Below are 18511 nucleotides of genomic sequence, written 5' to 3'. Positions count from 1 at the left end.
AAAAAGGTCCTAACTGAAGAAGTTAAGACCTTTATATAGCCTGCGGAAGATCGGTCAACCGATCAGTTTGTCGTTAACTGATCGGCATTAGGCCAACAGCCCCCTTTTCATTATCAACAACATAGCATTATGCAAAATATGCACCAAGCTCAAAAGCGGCTGACGGCTTGTACTCAACGCAAGGGCATATCAACCGTAGCTAGCGTAATTTATTCGAATGAGGGCTTCACATTGGTGGTTTGGCAATGTTGGTTTTGCGACAACGGTGAGTCGTGATGAGGCAGCTGACATAAAAAAGCCCCTAGAGCAGGGGCTTTGGTGATCTTCTTTGTGGCTTATTTGCGCAACGTCAGCACGACGCTTTCGGCAAGGGAAACTTTCCCTGAGTGTTTATCCAACTGCTTGATCTCATCCATATTAGAGATCACAACAGGCGTTAGGACAGACTTTGACTTTGCTTCTAATAGCGGTAAATCAAACTCAATGACTACGTCGCCGGTTTTCACTTTTTGCCCTTCTTGAGCAATTCGCTTAAAACCTTCGCCTTTTAACTCGACGGTATCAACACCAAAGTGAACGAACAGCTCAATGCCGCTGGTCGATTCAATACTAAAGGCGTGGTTGGTCTCGAAAATCTTCCGAATGGTACCGTCGCAAGGAGCCACCATGCGGTTGCCGGTTGGGTGGATTGCAATGCCATCGCCGACAATTTTTTCAGCAAACACAACGTCAGGTACGTCTTCGATGTTGACGATTTCGCCGCTCACTGGAGCATAAATTTCAATACCATTGGTCGCGTCGGCTTCATCGCTAACCAGTTTTTTCAGTTTATTGAAAAAACCCATGTTTTCTGGCTCCTATCATGGTTGCCTAAATCACTGTGTCGGTAAGTCTAACACCAACGAGATTAATTAGAAAAATATCTCTTGTGGTGTCAGAACAAAACCAAAATCAATGTTATAGGGTTTAGTTTTTATTGTTCAATTTTGCAACAACTCATTGATAATTTTAATGCATTTTTAACTAATGCCAATCCATATCGACAGTTGCTTCAGTTACGTTACCCATTTACGTTACTCATGGTAACGAAGCCCATGCCACTAGGTTTTTTCCATGGCGGCGACATCAGTGTCTTCAATATGGGTGGTTTGCTGCTCAATAAAGCCCAGTCGCTCGCAGCTGTCTTGAGCGAAACCTTTACCGGCTTCTCGGTAAACATTGAAGACGCTGGTTACGCCCAGTTCAGCCATTTGTTTCTCTTCATCGAAATAGCGAACGACCGCAGCAACATCGCCGGAGTAATCGGTTTTCGACAGCTGTTTGGCGGCGTAATAGTTACCCGTGTGTTCTGGCATCGCGAGAAAGATGCCGCGCAGCGTGCCTGACAATTCAACCTTGTGCCAAAAATCGGGGTCGGTAGCATCGGCATGAATAATATTGCGATGTTGGCGCTGGTGATGACTCACTCGGGATGAATCACTGTCTACGCCGGTGACGGAGCCACCAAAATGGGCGTTGAGATATTCATAGGTACCCGTACCAATGCGGCCCATACCAACCACCAGAAACTGGGTATTGCCGAGGGCAATGGGGCGGTCCAAATCATTCAATTGACGGGGTTGTAACCAGCCGAGTCTTGGGCGCAAATTGACATACAGTTTGCCGACTTGTTGGTTCAAAGGTGCCGACAAAATAAAACTCAGCGCCAGCGCAAGTGCAACTGTGGTGAGCCAGTCCTGCGATAACCAGCCGGCGTTGACCGCAATGGCACAAACAATCAGACCAAATTCACTAAAGTTGGTGAGCGAGGCCGACGCCATCAGAGTGGTGCGGATCCGCAAATTAAAGCAACGAATTGCAGCGGCATAAATCAGCGACTTGAGCGGCAGTAACAGTAGTAACACCAAGGCCACAGCGATTGCTTCCGAGCCGGGGAATTGGCGCATACCAATTTCCAGAAAGAACACGATCAGGAACAGTTCTTTCATGCTGTAGAGCGACTTCATTAATTCGTCGGATTTTTTACTTGGCGCCAGCATAATGCCCATCAGCAGCGCGCCTAAGTCACCTTTAATGCCGACCATGGTAAATAAGCCGTAGCCCATGCCGAAGGCCATAAACAGGCCAAACAACACCAGCAGTTCGCCGTGCCCAGCTCGCTTCATCAGAGCAAACCAGATCGGCCGTAATAGCGGGATAAGTAGCAAGGCAAAGGCCCATGGACTGGGCATGACACCTTTGGAAATGGTTAAAAAGACGACCGCAAAAATGTCCTGAATAATCAGAATGGCGATTGCCAATTGGCCGTAAAGGCTTTGCCCTTCACCTTTTTCTTGCAAGATCTTAATGACAAATACGGTACTGGAAAAACTCAGGCCGAACGCTAGAAGGGCGGCGGTTTGCCAGTCAAGTTGCTCCAATAAGGGGAATGGCATTAACAGGCCAAGGAGCATTAGCGTTGGGGTAATTAAGGCGACTGATGTGGTCATCTGGATCAGCGCACTGCCCCAGAACGGTTTCGCGGCTAATGATTTAACATCGAGCTTGAGGCCAATGGTGAACAACAGCAGGGTTACCCCAAGATCGGCTAAAATGCCAATTTCTTCGGTGGCTTCAACACCAACCAAATGCAGCGCAAAACCGGCAATCAAGAACCCTACCAATGGTGGCAGTCCAAAGCGGGTGGCCATCATCCCTAAACCAAGGGCAAAAGCGATATCTAAAAGAGCTGACTCCATGAATACCTTTCAGATTGTTGCGAACGTTATTGATTTGCACCATAGCATTGGATCTGGTTTTGACCAATCAGACTTGTTATCTTTGCCGCCATTGCGACCGAAAAAAGAGTGACAATGGCCTACGAACACAAAACCAAAGCGGGGAATCTTGGCGATGTGTTTAAGCACTTAACGCTCTGCCAATTGCTCGACGGCAAGTTAGAAAAACACCAAGGTAAATTTTTCTGTTATGCCGATACCTTTGCTGGGCGGCCTGCATACCCCATCGAACAGAGTAAAGGCTGGCGAAAAGGCGCGGCAAAGTTGCTTGATATCACCGTTCCGCCGCTAAGCTCGGTGCGCTATTGGCATCAACACGTCAGCGCGACCAAAACCCAAAAAGAGCCTTATTATCCAGGCTCGTCAAAATTTGCCGAACAGCTCATTGTGCAACATGGCTTTAAGCCGCAGTTACTGCTGTGGGATACCTCGGAAGTTTGCGTCAACGCGCTAAAAGATAGCTTTCCCCAAGCCAAATTTGTTGGCCAAAATGAAGTCAAAGTGAACGACTTGCTGTTAGAGCAAGCCGACTTTGTGTTGGTTGACCCGCCTGGTATCCGCTCTCGTCGCCATCCTGATTATCCCAGCTGGCAATCGCTGGCAGAAATGATGGCGTTACCCGTTGATATGCTGATGTGGTTGCCATTGCCTGATAGCCTGACATCGAGTCGCAATGTGTCGCATCGTGATATTCGAAAATTAGCGGTGAGTATGAATCTGACCGTTTCAGAAGTGACTTGGAATACCACAGGCATGCTCGGTTGTCAGTTACTTTATCGGGCCGATCCCTTGATTATGGGGGCGGCCAGACGCGTCATTGACTGGATGGCTCACACCATGAAGTGTCAAGCCAAGCATTTTGATATTACTTCAATATGAGCCAGCCCTCGCCGTTTGAATCTGCTTGCCTTTGGCGGCAGGATTGGCGCCAATGCTCGCCACTTTTTGCCAATCTGCAACAGCAGGCTGCAGCAACAAGCGAATTAAAGTGTTGGCCGGAACCCGCGTCACTCGCCCAACACTTGCAGTTGCAAAACATCAAACTGGTGTCGCAAACGGCATTGGATCAGGCCGGCATGAGCTATGAAAGCTATGTTGCCGAATTTAATGCGGTCCCCACCCGAAATAACTGGCATGACTTCTTCAATGCCGTGATTTGGAGTCAGCTTCCATACAGTAAAAAGCTCATGAACCAACTTCATGTTGCTGATATTCAACGCTATGGCAAACCACGCAGCAAACGGCGTGATGCCTTAACCTTGCTGGATGAATGCGGGGTGTTGCTGCTTTGTAGTGAATCAAAATGGCGTGACGCACTGAATGAGCACCGCTGGCATGATTTGTTTTGGCACTGGCGCTCAGGCTGGGGCAAGACAATTAGCCCGCTGGTGGTTGGTCATGCGCTTTATGAACAGGCGTTTGCTCCCCATTTAGGCTGGTGCGGCAAGGCATTGGTATTGATGGTTGATGATGATTTCGCAGCGTTGTCCCTTGCTCAACAATACGCCGAAGCCGATAGGCTTTTGGCTGCGAAACTGCCAACGCTCGAATCACCGCGGCAGTTAAAACCATTGCCGATCCTTGGTGTACCGGGCTGGCATCAAGAACCGATCGAAGCGAGCTTTTTTGATGATCAAAGCTACTTCCGCCCGAAAAGAATCGACTGACCAGCCGTCAGCCGACACTTACTCGCCAAAAATCACTCATTCAGGTTGTTTAATGCCGGAATTCATATCAACGCCCAGCGAGCCTGCGAGCGCTTTTGATGCGTTTGTTACGTGTTTATTGCACCGTTTCGGAAATCACCCACTTTTTATCTTTAAACAAGTACTTAATGGTTAAGGGCTCTTTCGTTGGGGCAGCATTAGAGTCACTTGCATTGTACTGGGGAAATGTACGAATCAAGCCATCAGGAAGGACATCGAATGTGTCATGCCCCCTATGGCGCTCTAGAAATGCAGGTGGAACAGGTGGTATTTGCACCTCTACCCATTTTATTTTTCTTCTACTGCGCCTTATGTTTTCATCATCGTAGGTTAAAAGTTCATATGCATGGATAGCCCCTAAACCACCACTGCCGCACGAGCGAACCCAAACAAAAACTTCTGGGTTATTATTTTTGTCGCTATCAATAACCCACGTTTCGGCTACAGGGCCTCCTCGTCCAAAGATAACTGCATCAATATACTCATCAAAACCATAGTAAAAGGCACTTATTGAAGCCGTTCCACCACAAGAGTGCTCGCCAGCACCAGTTCTTACATAGATATCAGTAGTGATTTCGGTTTTAAATTGGTGCTGAATGATTTCTGTCCCTGCATTTGCTTTAAGTGACAGCAACCCAATAACTGAAAGAAATAGCTGTTTCATAAACACCTTGTTGGATTCAACAACGCTGAATCAGAAAAACACATAACAGTTAGTAGGTATGTAGAGTGCGCACTATCCTGATAGGTGGCCAAATTCAGTGTGCCACTACACTGTATACCTATGTTGAAAATGGGGATGTTTTCGGAGAGTTTTCGCCTATGTCCTCTAGGCTTGGTATCAGCATAATGCTCTAACCGATTGATTCCCTTAGTGAGATTTAATATATCTTGTTGGTTGCTAAAAATCAGCGACTCAGCTCTAATTGAGCTCGGTCGTGGTGGAGTGTTACTCGTCTAGAGGAACGCTCTGCAACGGCTTGAGATAACTCAGCGCGATTACCAGCCTTGTTACATTAGCGACCGATGATTTAAGATGCGGCAATTATTTTGTCGATAAGGCTTGGTGCAGATGCGAGTAACGGTGCTCATTTGATGAGTATCACAAAGGTCTACTCGTGTTGACATTGATTGTCCTGCAAGCCCTAAGAGCCAACTATTCTTATCCCGTCGCATTGTTGGCGACCAACATAAATTGGTAATGCTATGACCAACATGGTGCTTAGCCAGACGATACCGACGGCCAATGGTCGCCGAATCGGACGGCTGACTCTTAATCACCCTGAGCACTTGAATGCGCTCAATACCACCATGATCGGCCAAATTCACCAACAATTAGAGAGCTGGCGACACGATAGCCGTGTGGTTGCCGTGGTCCTCGATAGCAACTGTGATCGGGCTTTTTGTGCCGGTGGTGATTTATTTAGCATGCACCACATCATGACGGCCAACCCTAACCAACTACAGCCTGATCTGGCTGAATTTTTGGCCTCCGAATACCGCCTCGATCACGCCATTTTTCACTTCCCAAAACCGTTATTGGTCTGGGCCGACGGCATTATTATGGGCGGAGGTGTTGGCTTGTTGGTTGGTGCCAGCCATCGGGTGGTTACCGAGCGAGCACGGCTGGCGATGCCGGAAGTCATGGTGGGCTTATTTCCCGATGTCGGCAGCACTTGGTTTCTTAATCGAATGGAGCCGGAGGTGGCCCGTTTCTGGGCGCTGACCGGCAGTCAGATCAATGGCGTTGATGCGGTGGCGCTGAGTTTGGCTGATGAGCAAATCAAAAACGACCAGAAGCAAGCCATTATGAGCCAACTGCAATTGTTGTCGTGGCAGGCCGATGGTTCTGATCATCAGTCGCTATCCGAGTTGCTGCATGAATATCGCATTCATCAACCCTCGCAGGGCTGGCTGACCTCGCGTATTGAATTGATTGAACAGCTTTGTGCTGGCGATTCGGTCGCTCAAGTGCAGCAACAGTTAAACGACTACCAAGGCAGCGATGGCTGGATTAAAAAAGCGGCACTGAATTTTGCGAGCGGCAGTCCTATTTCGGCTCACATTATTTGGCGTCAACTTGCCATTCGCGGCATGAGCTTGGCTGACTGCTTTCGTTTGGAATTATCGATTGTGGCGAACTTAGGTCGCCACGGAGAACTCACCGAAGGCATTCGTGCTTTGCTGATCGATAAAGACAGAACACCCAATTGGCGCTATGCCAGTTTGAGCGATGTGCCGGACTCGGTTATCGATGATCTGCTGACGTCGCCATGGCCGCAGTCACAACATCCGCTGGTGGATCTGCGCGATTAGCTTCATTCGCTTGTTCTCCGCTTCGCCCCACAGGCAAGCTTGTGGCAGAATGACCGCTCTTTAGATTGCTTTGCATGATTGATAATAATCACGGACCTCGGTGATGGAATTTAGCCCTTTAGTTGAACAACTGATCGAATCGCTACGCTGTTTACCCGGTGTTGGCCGCAAGTCAGCGCAGCGCGCCGCTTTTCATTTGCTAGAACGTGACCGCGATGGCGCCAAAGAGCTGGCCAACGCCTTACAAAAGGCCATGGCGGAGGTGGGCCACTGCCAGCAATGTCGTAATTATACCGAGCAAGAGTTGTGTACCATCTGCCAGAGTCCGAAACGAAGTCAAGCCAGCGTGCTTGCAGTGGTGGAATCGCCAGCTGATTTAATGGCTCTGGAGCAAAGCGGTCAGTTCAGTGGCTTGTATTTTGTTTTGTATGGCCATCTATCGCCGCTTGATGGCATTGGCCCAGAGCAGCTTGGTCTGAGCTTGCTTGAGCAACAATTAGTCAAAGGCCACATTGAAGAGGTCGTGCTGGCCACCAACCCGACGGTTGAAGGGGATGCCACCGCACACTACATCGCCGAAATTTGCAGTCGCCACGGCGTTAAAGCATCGCGCATTGCTCATGGCGTGCCTGTCGGTGGCGAGCTGGAATATGTCGATGGCACCACGTTGGCGCGCTCATTTGCTGGTCGCACGTCCATGAGTTGATGTTGAGCTTGGCCGGTCGCTCTCCGGCCCGAGCCAAGCCGTTGACACCAGCAAATTTTGCATCGACTGCACTTTTCCCCTTGAAATCGAAATCGTCGCCCTTATATCCCAATCCAACAACAGCTCTGACCGAAAGATTGAGATAGAGGACGTAAGATGAGCGAAACTGCACAACGCGAAACCCATGGCTTTCAAACCGAAGTCGGCAAACTGCTGCATCTGGTAACCCACAGCCTATACTCAAATAAAGAAATTTTCCTTCGTGAACTGGTCTCGAACGCCGCTGATGCGGCAGACAAATTGCGCTTTAAAGCTTTGTCTGACAATGACCTGTACGAAAATGATGGTGAACTTCGGGTGCGCATCAGTGCCGACAAAGACGCCGGTACCCTGACCATTTCCGATAACGGTATCGGTATGACTCGGGATCAGGTGATTGAACACCTAGGCACCATTGCCAAATCTGGCACTTCTGAGTTTTTCAACCAATTGAGCGGCGATGAGTCAAAAGACTCTCAGTTAATCGGCCAATTCGGTGTTGGCTTCTATTCCGCCTTTATCGTTGCTGACCGCGTCACCGTGCGCTCTCGTGCCGCAGGCTTTGGCGCCGATGCGGGTGTTCAGTGGGAATCGGCGGGTGAAGGTGATTTCACCGTTGAAGATATCGACAAGTCTGACCGCGGTACCGACATCATCCTGCACCTGCGTGAAGAAGAAAAAGAATTCCTTGATGATTGGCGCCTGCGTCAGATCGTCAACAAATACTCCGACCACATCTCTATTGCCGTTGAAATGTGGAAAGACGAGATCCCAGAGCAAGATGGCCCAGACGGCGAAAAAATTCCTGCCGTACCGGCGAGCTGGGACAAGGTAAACACTGCCAAAGCGCTGTGGACTCGCGAAAAATCAGATATTTCTGATGACGAATACGGCGAGTTTTACCGTCATATTTCCCACGACTTTGAAGCGCCAATGACTTGGTCACACAACCGTGTCGAAGGCACTCACGATTACACTAGCTTGCTGTTTATTCCTAAGCGCGCGCCATTCGATATGTGGAACCGCGAGTCTAAGCATGGCCTCAAGCTCTATGTGCAGCGCGTGTTCATCATGGATGATGCCGAGCAATTCATGCCGACTTACCTGCGTTTTGTGAAGGGTGTGCTGGACTCCAACGATCTGCCACTAAACGTGTCGCGTGAATTGCTGCAGGACAACAAAGTCACTGACGCCATGCGTAAAGCGTGTACCAAGCGCGTGTTGCAAATGCTGGACAAACTTGCCAAGAAAGATGCTGAGAAGTATCAGGAATTCTGGAAAGAATTCGGTAACGTGCTGAAAGAAGGCCCAGCAGAAGACGCCGCCAACAAAGAAAAAATCGCTGGCCTGCTGCGTTTTGCGTCTACCGACAATGATACCGCTGAGCAAACGGTATCCTTGGCTGACTACATCGAGCGGATGAAAGAAGGTCAGGACAAGATTTACTATGTCGTTGCTGACAGCTTTAATTCTGCTAAGAGCAGCCCTCACTTGGAAGTGTTCCGCAAGAAAGGCGTGGAAGTACTATTGATGTCAGAGCGCGTTGATGAGTGGCTGATCAGTCACCTCAATGAGTTTGACGGCAAGCAACTGGTCTCGGTCACGCGCGGTGCGCTTGATCTGGGTGAGCTTGAAGATGATGCCGACAAAGAAGCGCAAAAAGCACTAGAAGAATCCTCTGAAGGTTTGGTTGAGCGGATCAAAACGTCACTGGGTGAAGCCGTTAAAGACGTTCGTGTGACGCACCGTTTAACCAACTCGCCAGCATGTATCGTGGTTGATGAACACGATATGTCGAGCCAAATGGTTAAGCTGATGAAAGCGGCAGGCCAACCTGTGCCAGAGCAGAAGTTTATTCTTGAGGTGAACCCAGAGCATGACCTAGTGAAGCAAATGGACAGCTTGCAAGCGGAAGATACCTTCGCTGAGTGGAGTCAACTGCTACTGGATCAGGCAACGTTAGCAGAGCAGGGTACATTAGATGATCCTGCTTCTTTCGTGGCTCGGGTCAATAAGTTGTTGCTTAACCAAGGTTAAAATCTCACTTATTGACGGTGCAAGGTAGTCACCTACGCCAAATGTCTAACCCCGTGGATTTTCTAAATGCAGCATAGCCTGCTAGGATCCGCGGGGTTTTAGTTTTTATTCATTCAAAAAAATAGAGAAAAGAGGCCAATTATGCGCATTATTTTGCTGGGCGCCCCTGGAGCCGGTAAAGGCACTCAAGCTCAAGTCATCATGAACAAATTTGGAATTCCCCAAATTTCAACAGGTGACATGTTGCGAGCAGCCATCAAAGCCGGAACCCCACTTGGATTGGAAGCGAAAAAAGTGATGGATGCTGGCCAGCTGGTATCGGATGACATCATTATTGGCTTGGTAAAAGAGCGTGTTGCTCAAGAAGATTGCACCGACGGCTTTTTGCTCGACGGTTTCCCACGCACTATCCCTCAGGCCGATGCCATGAAAGATGCGGGCATTAGCGTTGATTATGTCGTTGAAATCGATGTTCCTGACGAAGAAATCGTTAAGCGCATGAGCGGTCGCCGAGTACACCCTGGCTCTGGCCGCACTTACCACGTTGTTTACAACCCACCGAAGGTTGAAGGCAAAGACGATGTCACCGGCGATGACTTAGTGATCCGTGATGACGATCAAGAAGATACCGTCCGCAAGCGTTTGGGTGTTTACCACGACCAAACTAAGCCGTTGATCGACTTCTACACCGCAGAAGCGGCTGCGAGCGCCACTCAATACCTGAAATTTGATGGCACCGAGTCGGTTGATCAAGTTTCCGAGAAAGTATTAGCTGCACTGAGCTAATGCAGTAGGGACTTAAGGATGGATACCGTTCGTCCTGAACATGGCCGCTCCTGCGCTTCCATGCGCCCGCGGCAGGAGTAGCACATGGAGGTGCTGTTCACGGACCTAAGGATGGATACCATTCGTCCTGAACATGGCCGCTCTTGCGCTTCCATGCGCCCGCGGCATACCGTTCGTCCTGAACATAAAAAAACCGCCGAAATGGCGGTTTTTTTGTCGAATTAATATGGCCCTATACGTAGACGATTGAGGCGCAGGCAGCCAGTGATAGGAATGCCAATAAGCCGAACAGTCGTTTCATGGGTTAGCTCCTAGAGGTTCAAATTTGGCTTGGATCTGAAGCTATCTAAGCCGTCGTCACAATACAAATTAAGCTGTTTGTTGTGTGACCATTCGCACCCATTTGAAGAACTGATTCTCAGTTACATCAACTAATTGATATGGCGATGAATAAACTGATCAATCGCCTGTAGCGTCTGCAGTCGCGTTTCATTTCGACTCAAGTAATGGCCTTCGTCATCAAGCTCGATAAAGGTCACTTCTTTACCCAATTTTTTAAGCGTGCTGTACATGTCTTCAGACTGTTCAATATCAACCACTTCGTCGATGGTGCCGTGGATGAGCAATATCGGCGCATCAATCTTGGCGGCATGATGAATGGGTGAAACAGATTCTAAGTAGGCGTCACTGGCATTGCCGTTAGCCATGGCATCTTCCCAATAGGCAACGATGGAGCCTCGTCGGCGATGCTCGCGCTTTTCTCGATCAAGCATCATTTCCAAATCGGCAACGCCATTAATGGAAACCGCGCATTGATAGAGATCGGGAGTAAAGGTGGCGCCAGCCAAGGCTGCGTAACCTCCGTAGCTGGCGCCGACGATGCACACTCGATTGGCGTCGAGCTGGCCTTGCTGGGCCAATACCTTAACGGCATCGGTTAAGTCGTCCTGCATTTTTTTGCCCCATTGACCGCGACCTTGTAACACATGGTCAAGGCCAAAGCCCCATGAGCCGCGAAATTGCGGTTGGATCACAAGAAAACCGCGGCTGGCAAAATATTGCGCTAGCCAGTCAAAGCCTTTGCTGTCATAAGCTTCAGGACCACCATGCGGCAACATCACCGCAGGTAGCGGCGCTTTCGTTTGGATATGAGCAGGGCGCGTCAGCAAGGTTGGGATGGTTAAGCCGTCTCTGGCTTGGTAGCTAAAAATTTCAACCGGATTGACTTGCTCAGGTTTGAGTTGTGGCCTGGATGATGCGGCAAAACGGAATTCGCCGTCGCTGAACAAATAATACTCGCCAGGGATGCCAATACCTTCAACGTAGAACAGCATGGTGTTCCAGTCTGGGGTGTAGTCGACCAATGTGATGGAGTCATCTGGCATGGCTTTGGTGATGGCGCTGAACAGCCGACTCAACTTATCATCAAAAAAATCATAACTCGGCTGGAATCCGGCATAGCGGACGCCGGCGACCACGCGATCTAAATCGGTCAGCAGGCCTGCAACACTGGCATCTTGGCGGGCAAAAATCGGCCCGTTAATGGTGCCGTCAGCGAGCTCTAAACGGTAATAAGCGCGATGGCCCGATTCGGCCACTGCTGACATCACTAGCGCTTGATAATCTGGCGTGATCCCTTCAATGCCCTTGGTGATGTAGTCCGTCGTTTCTTCAAAAACAACTCGCCATTGGCCGTCATCGTATGCTTCGACAATGTGGCGCTTGCGGTATTCATCATAGCGCTCCCGAGCCAGCAACTCGTCGTTCTGATCAACAAAGAAATCACGGGCATTGACTGTGCCTTTGTGCACGGTTCGAGGCGTCCGTTTCGGGTTGTCGAGTTTGACTCTGACCAGACCGTATGAAGGTGAGCTGGGATTTCGTTCATTGCTCAAAAAGGCCGGCATGTAGACCCAAGCAAGATCGCTGGATATGGCGACGATATCACCAAGGCCACCTTGTCCTTTGTGGATGCCTTTGCCTGGCGTCAGCATTTGTTTGATTTTGCCGCTGTCGAGGTCAAACAAGAAGGCGGTACTGACATCGTGGGTTCCAGCGTAGCCGCGAATGCGACGATGCTGGGTGGAGCGAATCACCACTTGTTGCTCACTGAGAAAGTAGAGCTGATCGGTACGAATATTCGACAAATCAAGCGCGCCAATGACCTCATGCTTGGCTAAATCGATGACGGTAAGGATATCTTGCCCATTCGCGGTATCCCGATACGCCAAGCGTTTACCTGATGGCGATATCTTTATCATGGTTTTGGCTGGCAACTGACCAAATACTTCGAGCGGTATCAGCGGTGAGCTGGCGGTTAGCTGATTGTTGGCTAATGCTAATGAAGGACAAATAAGTAGCGACACGACCGTCGCTAATCGAACCATAAAATGGGCGATGCGCACTGTTCTAATCCTTGAACAACTAATTGATTTACAGGCACTCTAACTAAGATTGCAAAGTCTGACAAACAAGGTAATGATTTGTGTGAGTGGAATGCGAGCGCGGTCGCTCGTGGTTACCTGTTTTGGCTGGTCCAAAGGCCATTAGATCCCGTACACTGAGACAATCTCCAAGGAGAAGTAAAAAACCGATGGATTTGCAATTAAAACCTCAACAATACGGTGTCCTACTGGTCAATTTAGGAACACCCGATGAACCAACTCCAGCGGCAGTGCGCCGTTACCTCAAGCAATTTTTATCTGACAAGCGGGTCGTGGATGTGCCAAGGGCGATTTGGTGGCCGGTGCTCAATGGCATTATTCTGCCAATCCGCAGCCCCAAGGTAGCCAAAGCGTACCAAACGATTTGGCAAGGCGATTCGCCTTTGCGGACGATTGGTGTTGCTCAAGCCGCGGCATTGCGGCAACGGTTATTGATTGATTTTGCCGTCGATTGTCCGGTCGAATTGGCCATGACCTATGGCAATCCATCAATTCCTGACGCTATCGAACGACTGCGCCAAGCCGGAGCTGAGCGGATCGTGGTGATGCCGCTATACCCTCAATACTCTGCGACCACTACCGCTTCGGTGGCAGACGCCGTTAATGCTGCGGTAGCCAATATTCGCCACATACCACAATTGCGAATGGTCCATCATTACTACGACCACCCTCTATACATCAAAGCGCTGGCGGGCTCAGTGAAAAGTCACTGGCAACAACATGGCCGCAGCGATTTGCTGATGATGTCCTTCCATGGCATTCCTGAGCGCTATGCCAAACTCGGTGACCCTTACCCGAAACATTGTCAGGCGACCGCTGAAGCGGTTGCCAAAGCGTTAGAGTTAGCATCTGATGAGTGGCAACTGACCTACCAGTCGCGCTTTGGTCGAGAGCCCTGGCTGCAGCCTTACACCGATGAAACCCTAGAGAGTTTGCCGGCCAAAGGGACTAAATCGGTCGACATCATGTGTCCGGCATTTGCTGCCGATTGCCTTGAAACCTTGGAGGAAATTGCTGAGGAAAACAAAGAGGTATTCGTTGAAGCCGGTGGTGAGCAATATCGCTACATTGGTGCGCTCAATGATTCGCCTTGTCACATTAAACTGCTGTCCGTGTTGGTAGCAGAACAACTGAACGGTTGGTAATCGCAATGATCACAGGTTTATTTGTTGCCCTTCACGGGTTGTTGTTATTGGTGTTATCGGCTTCTGTTATTCGGCTGCGGTTGCGCCACCGAGTCGGCATTGGTGCCGGCGAGATCGATTCGTTGGAGCGCGCGATTCGGGTACAAAGTAACTTTGTTGAGTATGTGCCGCTGTGCTTGTTGATACTCGCTGCTTTGGAGTGGCAACAGGCTCATCCGGCAGGCTTGTTTGCCCTTGGTGGTCTGTTGCTCGTTGGCCGCGTTCTTCATGCTGTTGGATTGTCGGCCAGTGCCGGTGAATCAGCAGGGCGTAAGTTCGGTATTATATCAACGCTATTGGTGTTACTCGCCGGTTCGTTGTGGTTACTCGGGCTTAGTGTCGCCAGCTTACTGGCTTAGCGAGGCAAGCAGTGGCCGACGATAACCACTTGCCGGCCATTGTGGGTCAGCTTATCAATTTCATAACTGCGCGGGCACGATGCTCGTTGTTGCAACTGATGTTCTAAGTCATTCAGCGCTTGATGTTCGCGCAGCACTTTAGCATTGCTCGGCTCACTCAACTGGTAAGGCTCTTCAGGCGGCAAAATTCGATCGTAAATGCTGCGTGAGCGGGATTCATCCGGATCGCTCTGATGCGGTGTGATCAATGCTTGGTAGTTAAAACTAACCGGTGAGGATTGCTGGTCGATGACCAACTGGCTTTCGATATCGTAGCCATTATCTTCTGGGCTGCTGGAGCACGACGCTAAGGTCGCAATAAACAAAGAGGCTGCAAGCAATCGTCCTGAAAAGGCAGTCATAGTTCTCGTTAACGGCTGGATTAAACAGCCCCCAAGTTACCTCTTGGTGGCGGAATTGCAACCTTGTTAAGCAATTATCCGGCCATTGAACAGCAAAGATGCGGCGCCAAGCACCACTAAATACCGCACCGATTTGCCAATCAGTAACGCCAGCGTGCTCAGCCAAGGATTTAGCCTTAGCCAACCTCCGGCAAGACACAACAGATCACCGACCACTGGTGCCCAGCTTAATAACAAAGCCCAGTGGCCATGATGTTGCATCCAAGCCAACACCTTTTGCTGACGCGCTGATGCATTGGCACTTAATTGTTCCAGTGACTTCAATTTACGAGCTTGCCAGCCCATCCAGAATGTCACCAGACCACCTAGAGTATTGCCAATACTAGCGGCCAGAAAAAGGCTCAGCGGCGCCGCCCACTGTTGTTGCCAAGCGAGTAATAATGCCGCTTCCGAGCCGCCGGGCAATAGCGTGGCAGCGAGGAAGCTTGTCCAGAAAAGAGCAACAACAGCCATAGATAGCGAATGGAAGTGAAAAAATCTCCGTCGACTTTACTCTACCGATTGCAGCCATGCCAAGGCCGACTCGCGATCAGCCATCACTCGAACGCTGCGTTCTGGATAGGCAATCTGTTGTATTTCAGCAATCGCTTCAGCGGCTAATTGGCTATATCGCTCTGCCGACCAAAAGGCGATAGCAGAGATGTCAAAACCATCAGCCAGCAAGCGAATGCCCGACAGTTCGAAATGGTTGTCTTCACGCCAAGCAATTAGCAATTTGCCAGGCGAGTCGTAGTCACTCAAGGCTTGATTGAGTGCTTTGTGGGTGTCGAGATTAAATTCCAACGAATCATTCGGAGTCCATTCCAGCACACCCTCGCGCAACTGAAAGTTGCCGATAGGAGAATCGTACTGGGACATAGTCACTGTACCTCATCAATCAGTGTATCAACCCCACTTGGGGTGTGCTTATCTTAGAGTAATAATTCTTTTCTGCAGCTGAACGTAACTAAAAAATACGTCTTTTTTGTGTATTTAACCTTATGTTTTATATCTTTTTTCTTTGCTGGTTAGAGTGTTTAACAAGGTTGCTGTATCTGATTCATTTTAGTAACAATCTCGATGACGACTTCAGCATAGTTTTGGGTGGTTAAAAGGATAGGAATGAGCGCCATTCAGTGCCCATCATTGCGGCTTCGATCATAGTTTTGAGTAACCTCCTTGGGGGAAGATAGCCGAGTTATCAAACATTCGCTCTGCGAGGATCGCTCATGACAAGGACCACTATTTTCGTTGCGCTGATGGCGCTGGCGTTTTTCAGCTGCGGCAAAGCGAAGGAAACGAATGCCCCCAACGATACCGAGGAAAGTCAAACTCTGCCGACTGGTCATGAAGTTCGCTCCATGATGATTGATGGCGTTGAACGGGAATTTCTGGTTTTTGCCAATCCCGCGTTGAACGCAAATAAGGCGACACGCCTTGTGGTGGTGTTGCATGGCTATCTGTCTGGCCACCAGCCGTTTATGGAGTTGACTGGTTTTAGCGATGCGGCGGCGAAACGTGATGATGTGCTGGTTGTCTACCCTCAAGGGTTAAAGGCGTTACCGGAAGGTTTTGAAATGGCCGGAACACAGTGGGACATTCACTGGGGCACGAACACCAAGGACGCGGAATTTTTAGTGGCCATGATTGACCAGCTGCAGCAAGAGTATTCGCTGTCGCCCAAACATACCTATCTCACAGGGCACTCCAATGGTGGTTATATGAGTTATCTAATGGCTTGTGAGATGTCTGAGCAAGTGCCGATAGCAGCGATTGCGCCAGTCGGCGGTAATTTGCCGTTGAGTGTTCAACAACGCTGCGGATCGGACCACCATTTTGCAATTCTTCATCTCCATGGCCTACAAGATCACATTGTTCCCATCCAGGGGCGGCCAGGCTTTTCGGCATCAGTCGAGCAAGCCGGTGCTTTTTTTGCTGACAAATTTGGCTGTGATGGTGTGCCGGTTACTCGCCAGTTGCCGGGAGCCGATGGCGAGCTAACGCCATTGCTAAAACACATTGACTATGGCAACTGTCGTCAGGGCGTGGCCGTAGAGCAAATCCTGATTGATAAAATGGGCCACACTTGGCCAGGTTCAGCGATTGATTTGTACCAGCTCGATCCTTACGTTGGCTTCACTAGTTACGAGCTCAACGCCAATGAAGTGATCCTCGATTTCTTTGCCCGTTTCTAGGGCTTGCTAGTTATTGTTGTTGTTAACAGTTAAATTTGTTTGATGTTGTGCTGGCTGCTATGTAGATTTATCGTTCGACTCGCGAATAGGGAAAAGTACGATGAAGCGCTGGTGCTTACTTTTGCTGGCAATATTCGTTGCTAGCCGCGCTGCTGCTGCAAAAAACGAGCTCAAGATCGTTCGTCAGCTTGATGTAAATATGCCGCCTGCCAATATTGCTGTGACGCCGGACAATCGACTGTTTATGAGCTCTCACTTGGGCTGGGGATCACCATATCGAGTACTAGAGGTGCTGCCCAATGGGGATTATCAGCCGTATCCTGCTCATGAGTTTTCTCCGGCATTGGGCGGAGTACTGGGCATTGTTGCCGACCGTGAAGGAGTATTGTGGTTCTTAGATTCAATTTGGGGCGACAAGCCGCTGGGTCGAGTGGTTGGTTGGGACACTCAGCGTAACGAGTTGTTCCGCATATTTCATGTTGCTTATCCGTTTATCAACAATGAATTTATTCTCAATGACTTGGCCGTTGATCGAACCCATGGGTCCATCTACATCTCAGAAACGGCTGGCAGGCACACCTCAGCCATTCTGGTGATTGATATCGACACCGGAGCCATTCGTCGGGTGTTACAAGGTAGCCAAGCGGCCGTCGCCGAAGAGAGAGACTTGCGGGTGGATGGCGAAATCGTTAAATCGAGCGGAATACCGGTGCGGGTTGGTGTTAATCCAATCACCATTGATGAGGCTGAGCAGTGGTTGTACTTTGCACCGATGAGCAGCAACAGTATTTATCGCGTTAAGACGAGTCATTTGGCTGATGCCAGTTTATCGGCTATCGAACTTGAAAAGCGAGTTGAGCGCTATGCGGCAAAACCGATGAGTGACGGTATCACTATCGATAGTGCGAATAACTTGTATATTTCGGACTTAGAAGCCAACGCGATCGGGGTGATTACTCCAGATAGACAATATCAGCTGTTGCACCAAGACAATAATCTGCTCAGTTGGATTGAAGGGTTTGCCAACGCTGGGGATTATATTTACGTGTCGTCTAATAAGTTGCACCAGTCGCCGGTATTTAATAACACTGGCGAGTCTAATTTAGACTTCTTTTTGCTGAAGTTTAAGCCTTTGGCAGCAGCGCCTCAGGGTCGTTGATAGATCGCGAAAGTTTCACCTTTAAGCTGGGGCGATTGCTTTGAAAAGGCCACAGACGATTAAGAGCAGCTTGGGAGTTGGATAGGAGAGCTTCTGCCGCAGGGAAGCGGCAGCAGAGCCTACATGGAAGTATTTATGGCGTCTCGACTGGACAAGTCGCAAGCTGCGAAGCTCGCTACTTCGGCGTTAACTGGCTGTCAGCAACACATTGATGTTTCGATAGCTATGGGCGAGAGTAAACCTTACCCCATGCTGACGCTCAAGCACGTACATGTGTCGCTCTGCATGCGGCATCCATGCCGCCTGAAGCACCTCTGTGCCTCTTTGCCTCGCTGTAGCTTTGAAAAGGCCACAGACGATTAA

General features: G+C 49.6%; 18 protein-coding genes. 11 read left to right on the top strand and 7 right to left on the bottom strand.

Translation table 11 applies throughout. The features are described 5' to 3' along the window. Positions 1 to 335: 335 nt before the first annotated feature. Together crr and IC617_RS17625 are read right to left on the bottom strand one after the other, a co-directional pair. Positions 336 to 845, bottom strand: coding sequence for a PTS glucose transporter subunit IIA (crr, locus tag IC617_RS17630; RefSeq protein WP_191146307.1), 510 nt, complete (start codon positions 843 to 845; stop codon positions 336 to 338). A 255-nt stretch (positions 846 to 1100) separates the two neighbouring features. Beyond that, on the bottom strand, positions 1101 to 2738 hold the full coding sequence (locus tag IC617_RS17625; RefSeq protein WP_191146306.1) for a cation:proton antiporter domain-containing protein: 1638 nt from the start codon (positions 2736 to 2738) through the stop codon (positions 1101 to 1103). A gap of 114 nt (positions 2739 to 2852) precedes the next feature. Here IC617_RS17625 and IC617_RS17620 point away from each other — a divergent pair, with 114 nt between their 5' ends. Then, positions 2853 to 3656, top strand: a complete 804-nt coding sequence (locus IC617_RS17620; protein WP_191146305.1) for a 23S rRNA (adenine(2030)-N(6))-methyltransferase RlmJ — start codon at positions 2853 to 2855, stop codon at positions 3654 to 3656. Further along, the gene (locus IC617_RS17615) at positions 3653 to 4444 is read left to right on the top strand and encodes a DUF3025 domain-containing protein (protein WP_191146304.1); all 792 of its coding nucleotides are present in this window, start codon (positions 3653 to 3655) and stop codon (positions 4442 to 4444) included. The genes IC617_RS17620 and IC617_RS17615 overlap by 4 nt, the downstream gene beginning before the upstream one ends. A gap of 115 nt (positions 4445 to 4559) precedes the next feature. Here IC617_RS17615 and IC617_RS17610 read toward each other — a convergent pair whose 3' ends face one another. After that, positions 4560 to 5147 carry a PliI family lysozyme inhibitor of I-type lysozyme gene (locus IC617_RS17610; protein ID WP_191146303.1) on the bottom strand — a complete coding sequence of 196 codons (588 nt, stop codon included), beginning with the start codon at positions 5145 to 5147 and terminating at the stop codon, positions 4560 to 4562. Positions 5148 to 5689: 542 nt separating this feature from the next. Between IC617_RS17610 and IC617_RS17605 the strand changes: the two genes are divergently transcribed. The 4 genes from IC617_RS17605 to adk all read left to right on the top strand — a co-directional run bounded on the left by IC617_RS17605 (position 5690) and on the right by adk (position 10367). Beyond that, positions 5690 to 6799 (top strand): enoyl-CoA hydratase/isomerase family protein, encoded by a 1110-nt coding sequence (locus IC617_RS17605; protein WP_191146302.1) that lies wholly within the window; start codon positions 5690 to 5692, stop codon positions 6797 to 6799. A 103-nt stretch (positions 6800 to 6902) separates the two neighbouring features. Next, positions 6903 to 7505 carry a recombination mediator RecR gene (recR, locus tag IC617_RS17600; RefSeq protein WP_191146301.1) on the top strand — a complete coding sequence of 201 codons (603 nt, stop codon included), beginning with the start codon at positions 6903 to 6905 and terminating at the stop codon, positions 7503 to 7505. 156 nt (positions 7506 to 7661) lie between these two features. After that, positions 7662 to 9581 (top strand): molecular chaperone HtpG, encoded by a 1920-nt coding sequence (gene htpG, locus IC617_RS17595; protein WP_191146300.1) that lies wholly within the window; start codon positions 7662 to 7664, stop codon positions 9579 to 9581. 141 nt (positions 9582 to 9722) lie between these two features. Next, positions 9723 to 10367, top strand: a complete 645-nt coding sequence (gene adk / locus IC617_RS17590) for an adenylate kinase (RefSeq protein WP_191146299.1) — start codon at positions 9723 to 9725, stop codon at positions 10365 to 10367. 431 nt (positions 10368 to 10798) lie between these two features. Here adk and IC617_RS19135 read toward each other — a convergent pair whose 3' ends face one another. Then, a complete protein-coding gene (locus IC617_RS19135) occupies positions 10799 to 12772 on the bottom strand; it encodes an alpha/beta hydrolase family protein (protein WP_191146298.1) in 1974 nt (657 codons plus the stop codon). A 188-nt stretch (positions 12773 to 12960) separates the two neighbouring features. On the opposite strand from IC617_RS19135, the gene hemH reads away from it, so the two are divergent. Continuing rightward, positions 12961 to 13956: a ferrochelatase gene (hemH, locus tag IC617_RS17580; RefSeq protein ID WP_191146297.1), complete on the top strand. Its 996-nt coding sequence runs from the start codon at positions 12961 to 12963 to the stop codon at positions 13954 to 13956. Positions 13957 to 13961: 5 nt separating this feature from the next. Continuing rightward, positions 13962 to 14354, top strand: coding sequence for an MAPEG family protein (locus tag IC617_RS17575; RefSeq protein ID WP_191146296.1), 393 nt, complete (start codon positions 13962 to 13964; stop codon positions 14352 to 14354). On the opposite strand, the gene IC617_RS17570 is transcribed toward IC617_RS17575, so the two are convergent. The 3 genes from IC617_RS17570 to IC617_RS17560 all read right to left on the bottom strand — a co-directional run bounded on the left by IC617_RS17570 (position 14351) and on the right by IC617_RS17560 (position 15673). Continuing rightward, positions 14351 to 14755 carry a hypothetical protein gene (locus IC617_RS17570; RefSeq protein ID WP_191146295.1) on the bottom strand — a complete coding sequence of 135 codons (405 nt, stop codon included), beginning with the start codon at positions 14753 to 14755 and terminating at the stop codon, positions 14351 to 14353. The two genes, IC617_RS17575 and IC617_RS17570, sit on opposite strands and share 4 nt — an antisense overlap. Before the next feature lie 66 nt (positions 14756 to 14821). Beyond that, positions 14822 to 15268, bottom strand: coding sequence for a YqaA family protein (locus IC617_RS17565; protein WP_191146294.1), 447 nt, complete (start codon positions 15266 to 15268; stop codon positions 14822 to 14824). Between the two features lie 36 nt (positions 15269 to 15304). Further along, on the bottom strand, positions 15305 to 15673 hold the full coding sequence (locus tag IC617_RS17560) for a hypothetical protein (RefSeq protein ID WP_191146293.1): 369 nt from the start codon (positions 15671 to 15673) through the stop codon (positions 15305 to 15307). Between the two features lie 350 nt (positions 15674 to 16023). Here IC617_RS17560 and IC617_RS17555 point away from each other — a divergent pair, with 350 nt between their 5' ends. From IC617_RS17555 to IC617_RS17545, 3 genes are all read left to right on the top strand, one after another. After that, on the top strand, positions 16024 to 16989 hold the full coding sequence (locus tag IC617_RS17555; protein ID WP_191146292.1) for a CE1 family esterase: 966 nt from the start codon (positions 16024 to 16026) through the stop codon (positions 16987 to 16989). 100 nt (positions 16990 to 17089) lie between these two features. Beyond that, positions 17090 to 18148 (top strand): L-dopachrome tautomerase-related protein, encoded by a 1059-nt coding sequence (locus IC617_RS17550; RefSeq protein ID WP_191146291.1) that lies wholly within the window; start codon positions 17090 to 17092, stop codon positions 18146 to 18148. 135 nt (positions 18149 to 18283) lie between these two features. Then, positions 18284 to 18511: a hypothetical protein gene (locus IC617_RS17545; protein ID WP_191146290.1), complete on the top strand. Its 228-nt coding sequence runs from the start codon at positions 18284 to 18286 to the stop codon at positions 18509 to 18511.

This window comes from Neiella litorisoli (assembly GCF_014773395.1).
In the GTDB taxonomy this organism is placed as follows: domain Bacteria; phylum Pseudomonadota; class Gammaproteobacteria; order Enterobacterales; family Neiellaceae; genus Neiella; species Neiella litorisoli.
The sequence above is the reverse complement of the archived record's forward strand: the minus strand, read 5'-3'. Positions and strand labels throughout refer to the sequence as shown.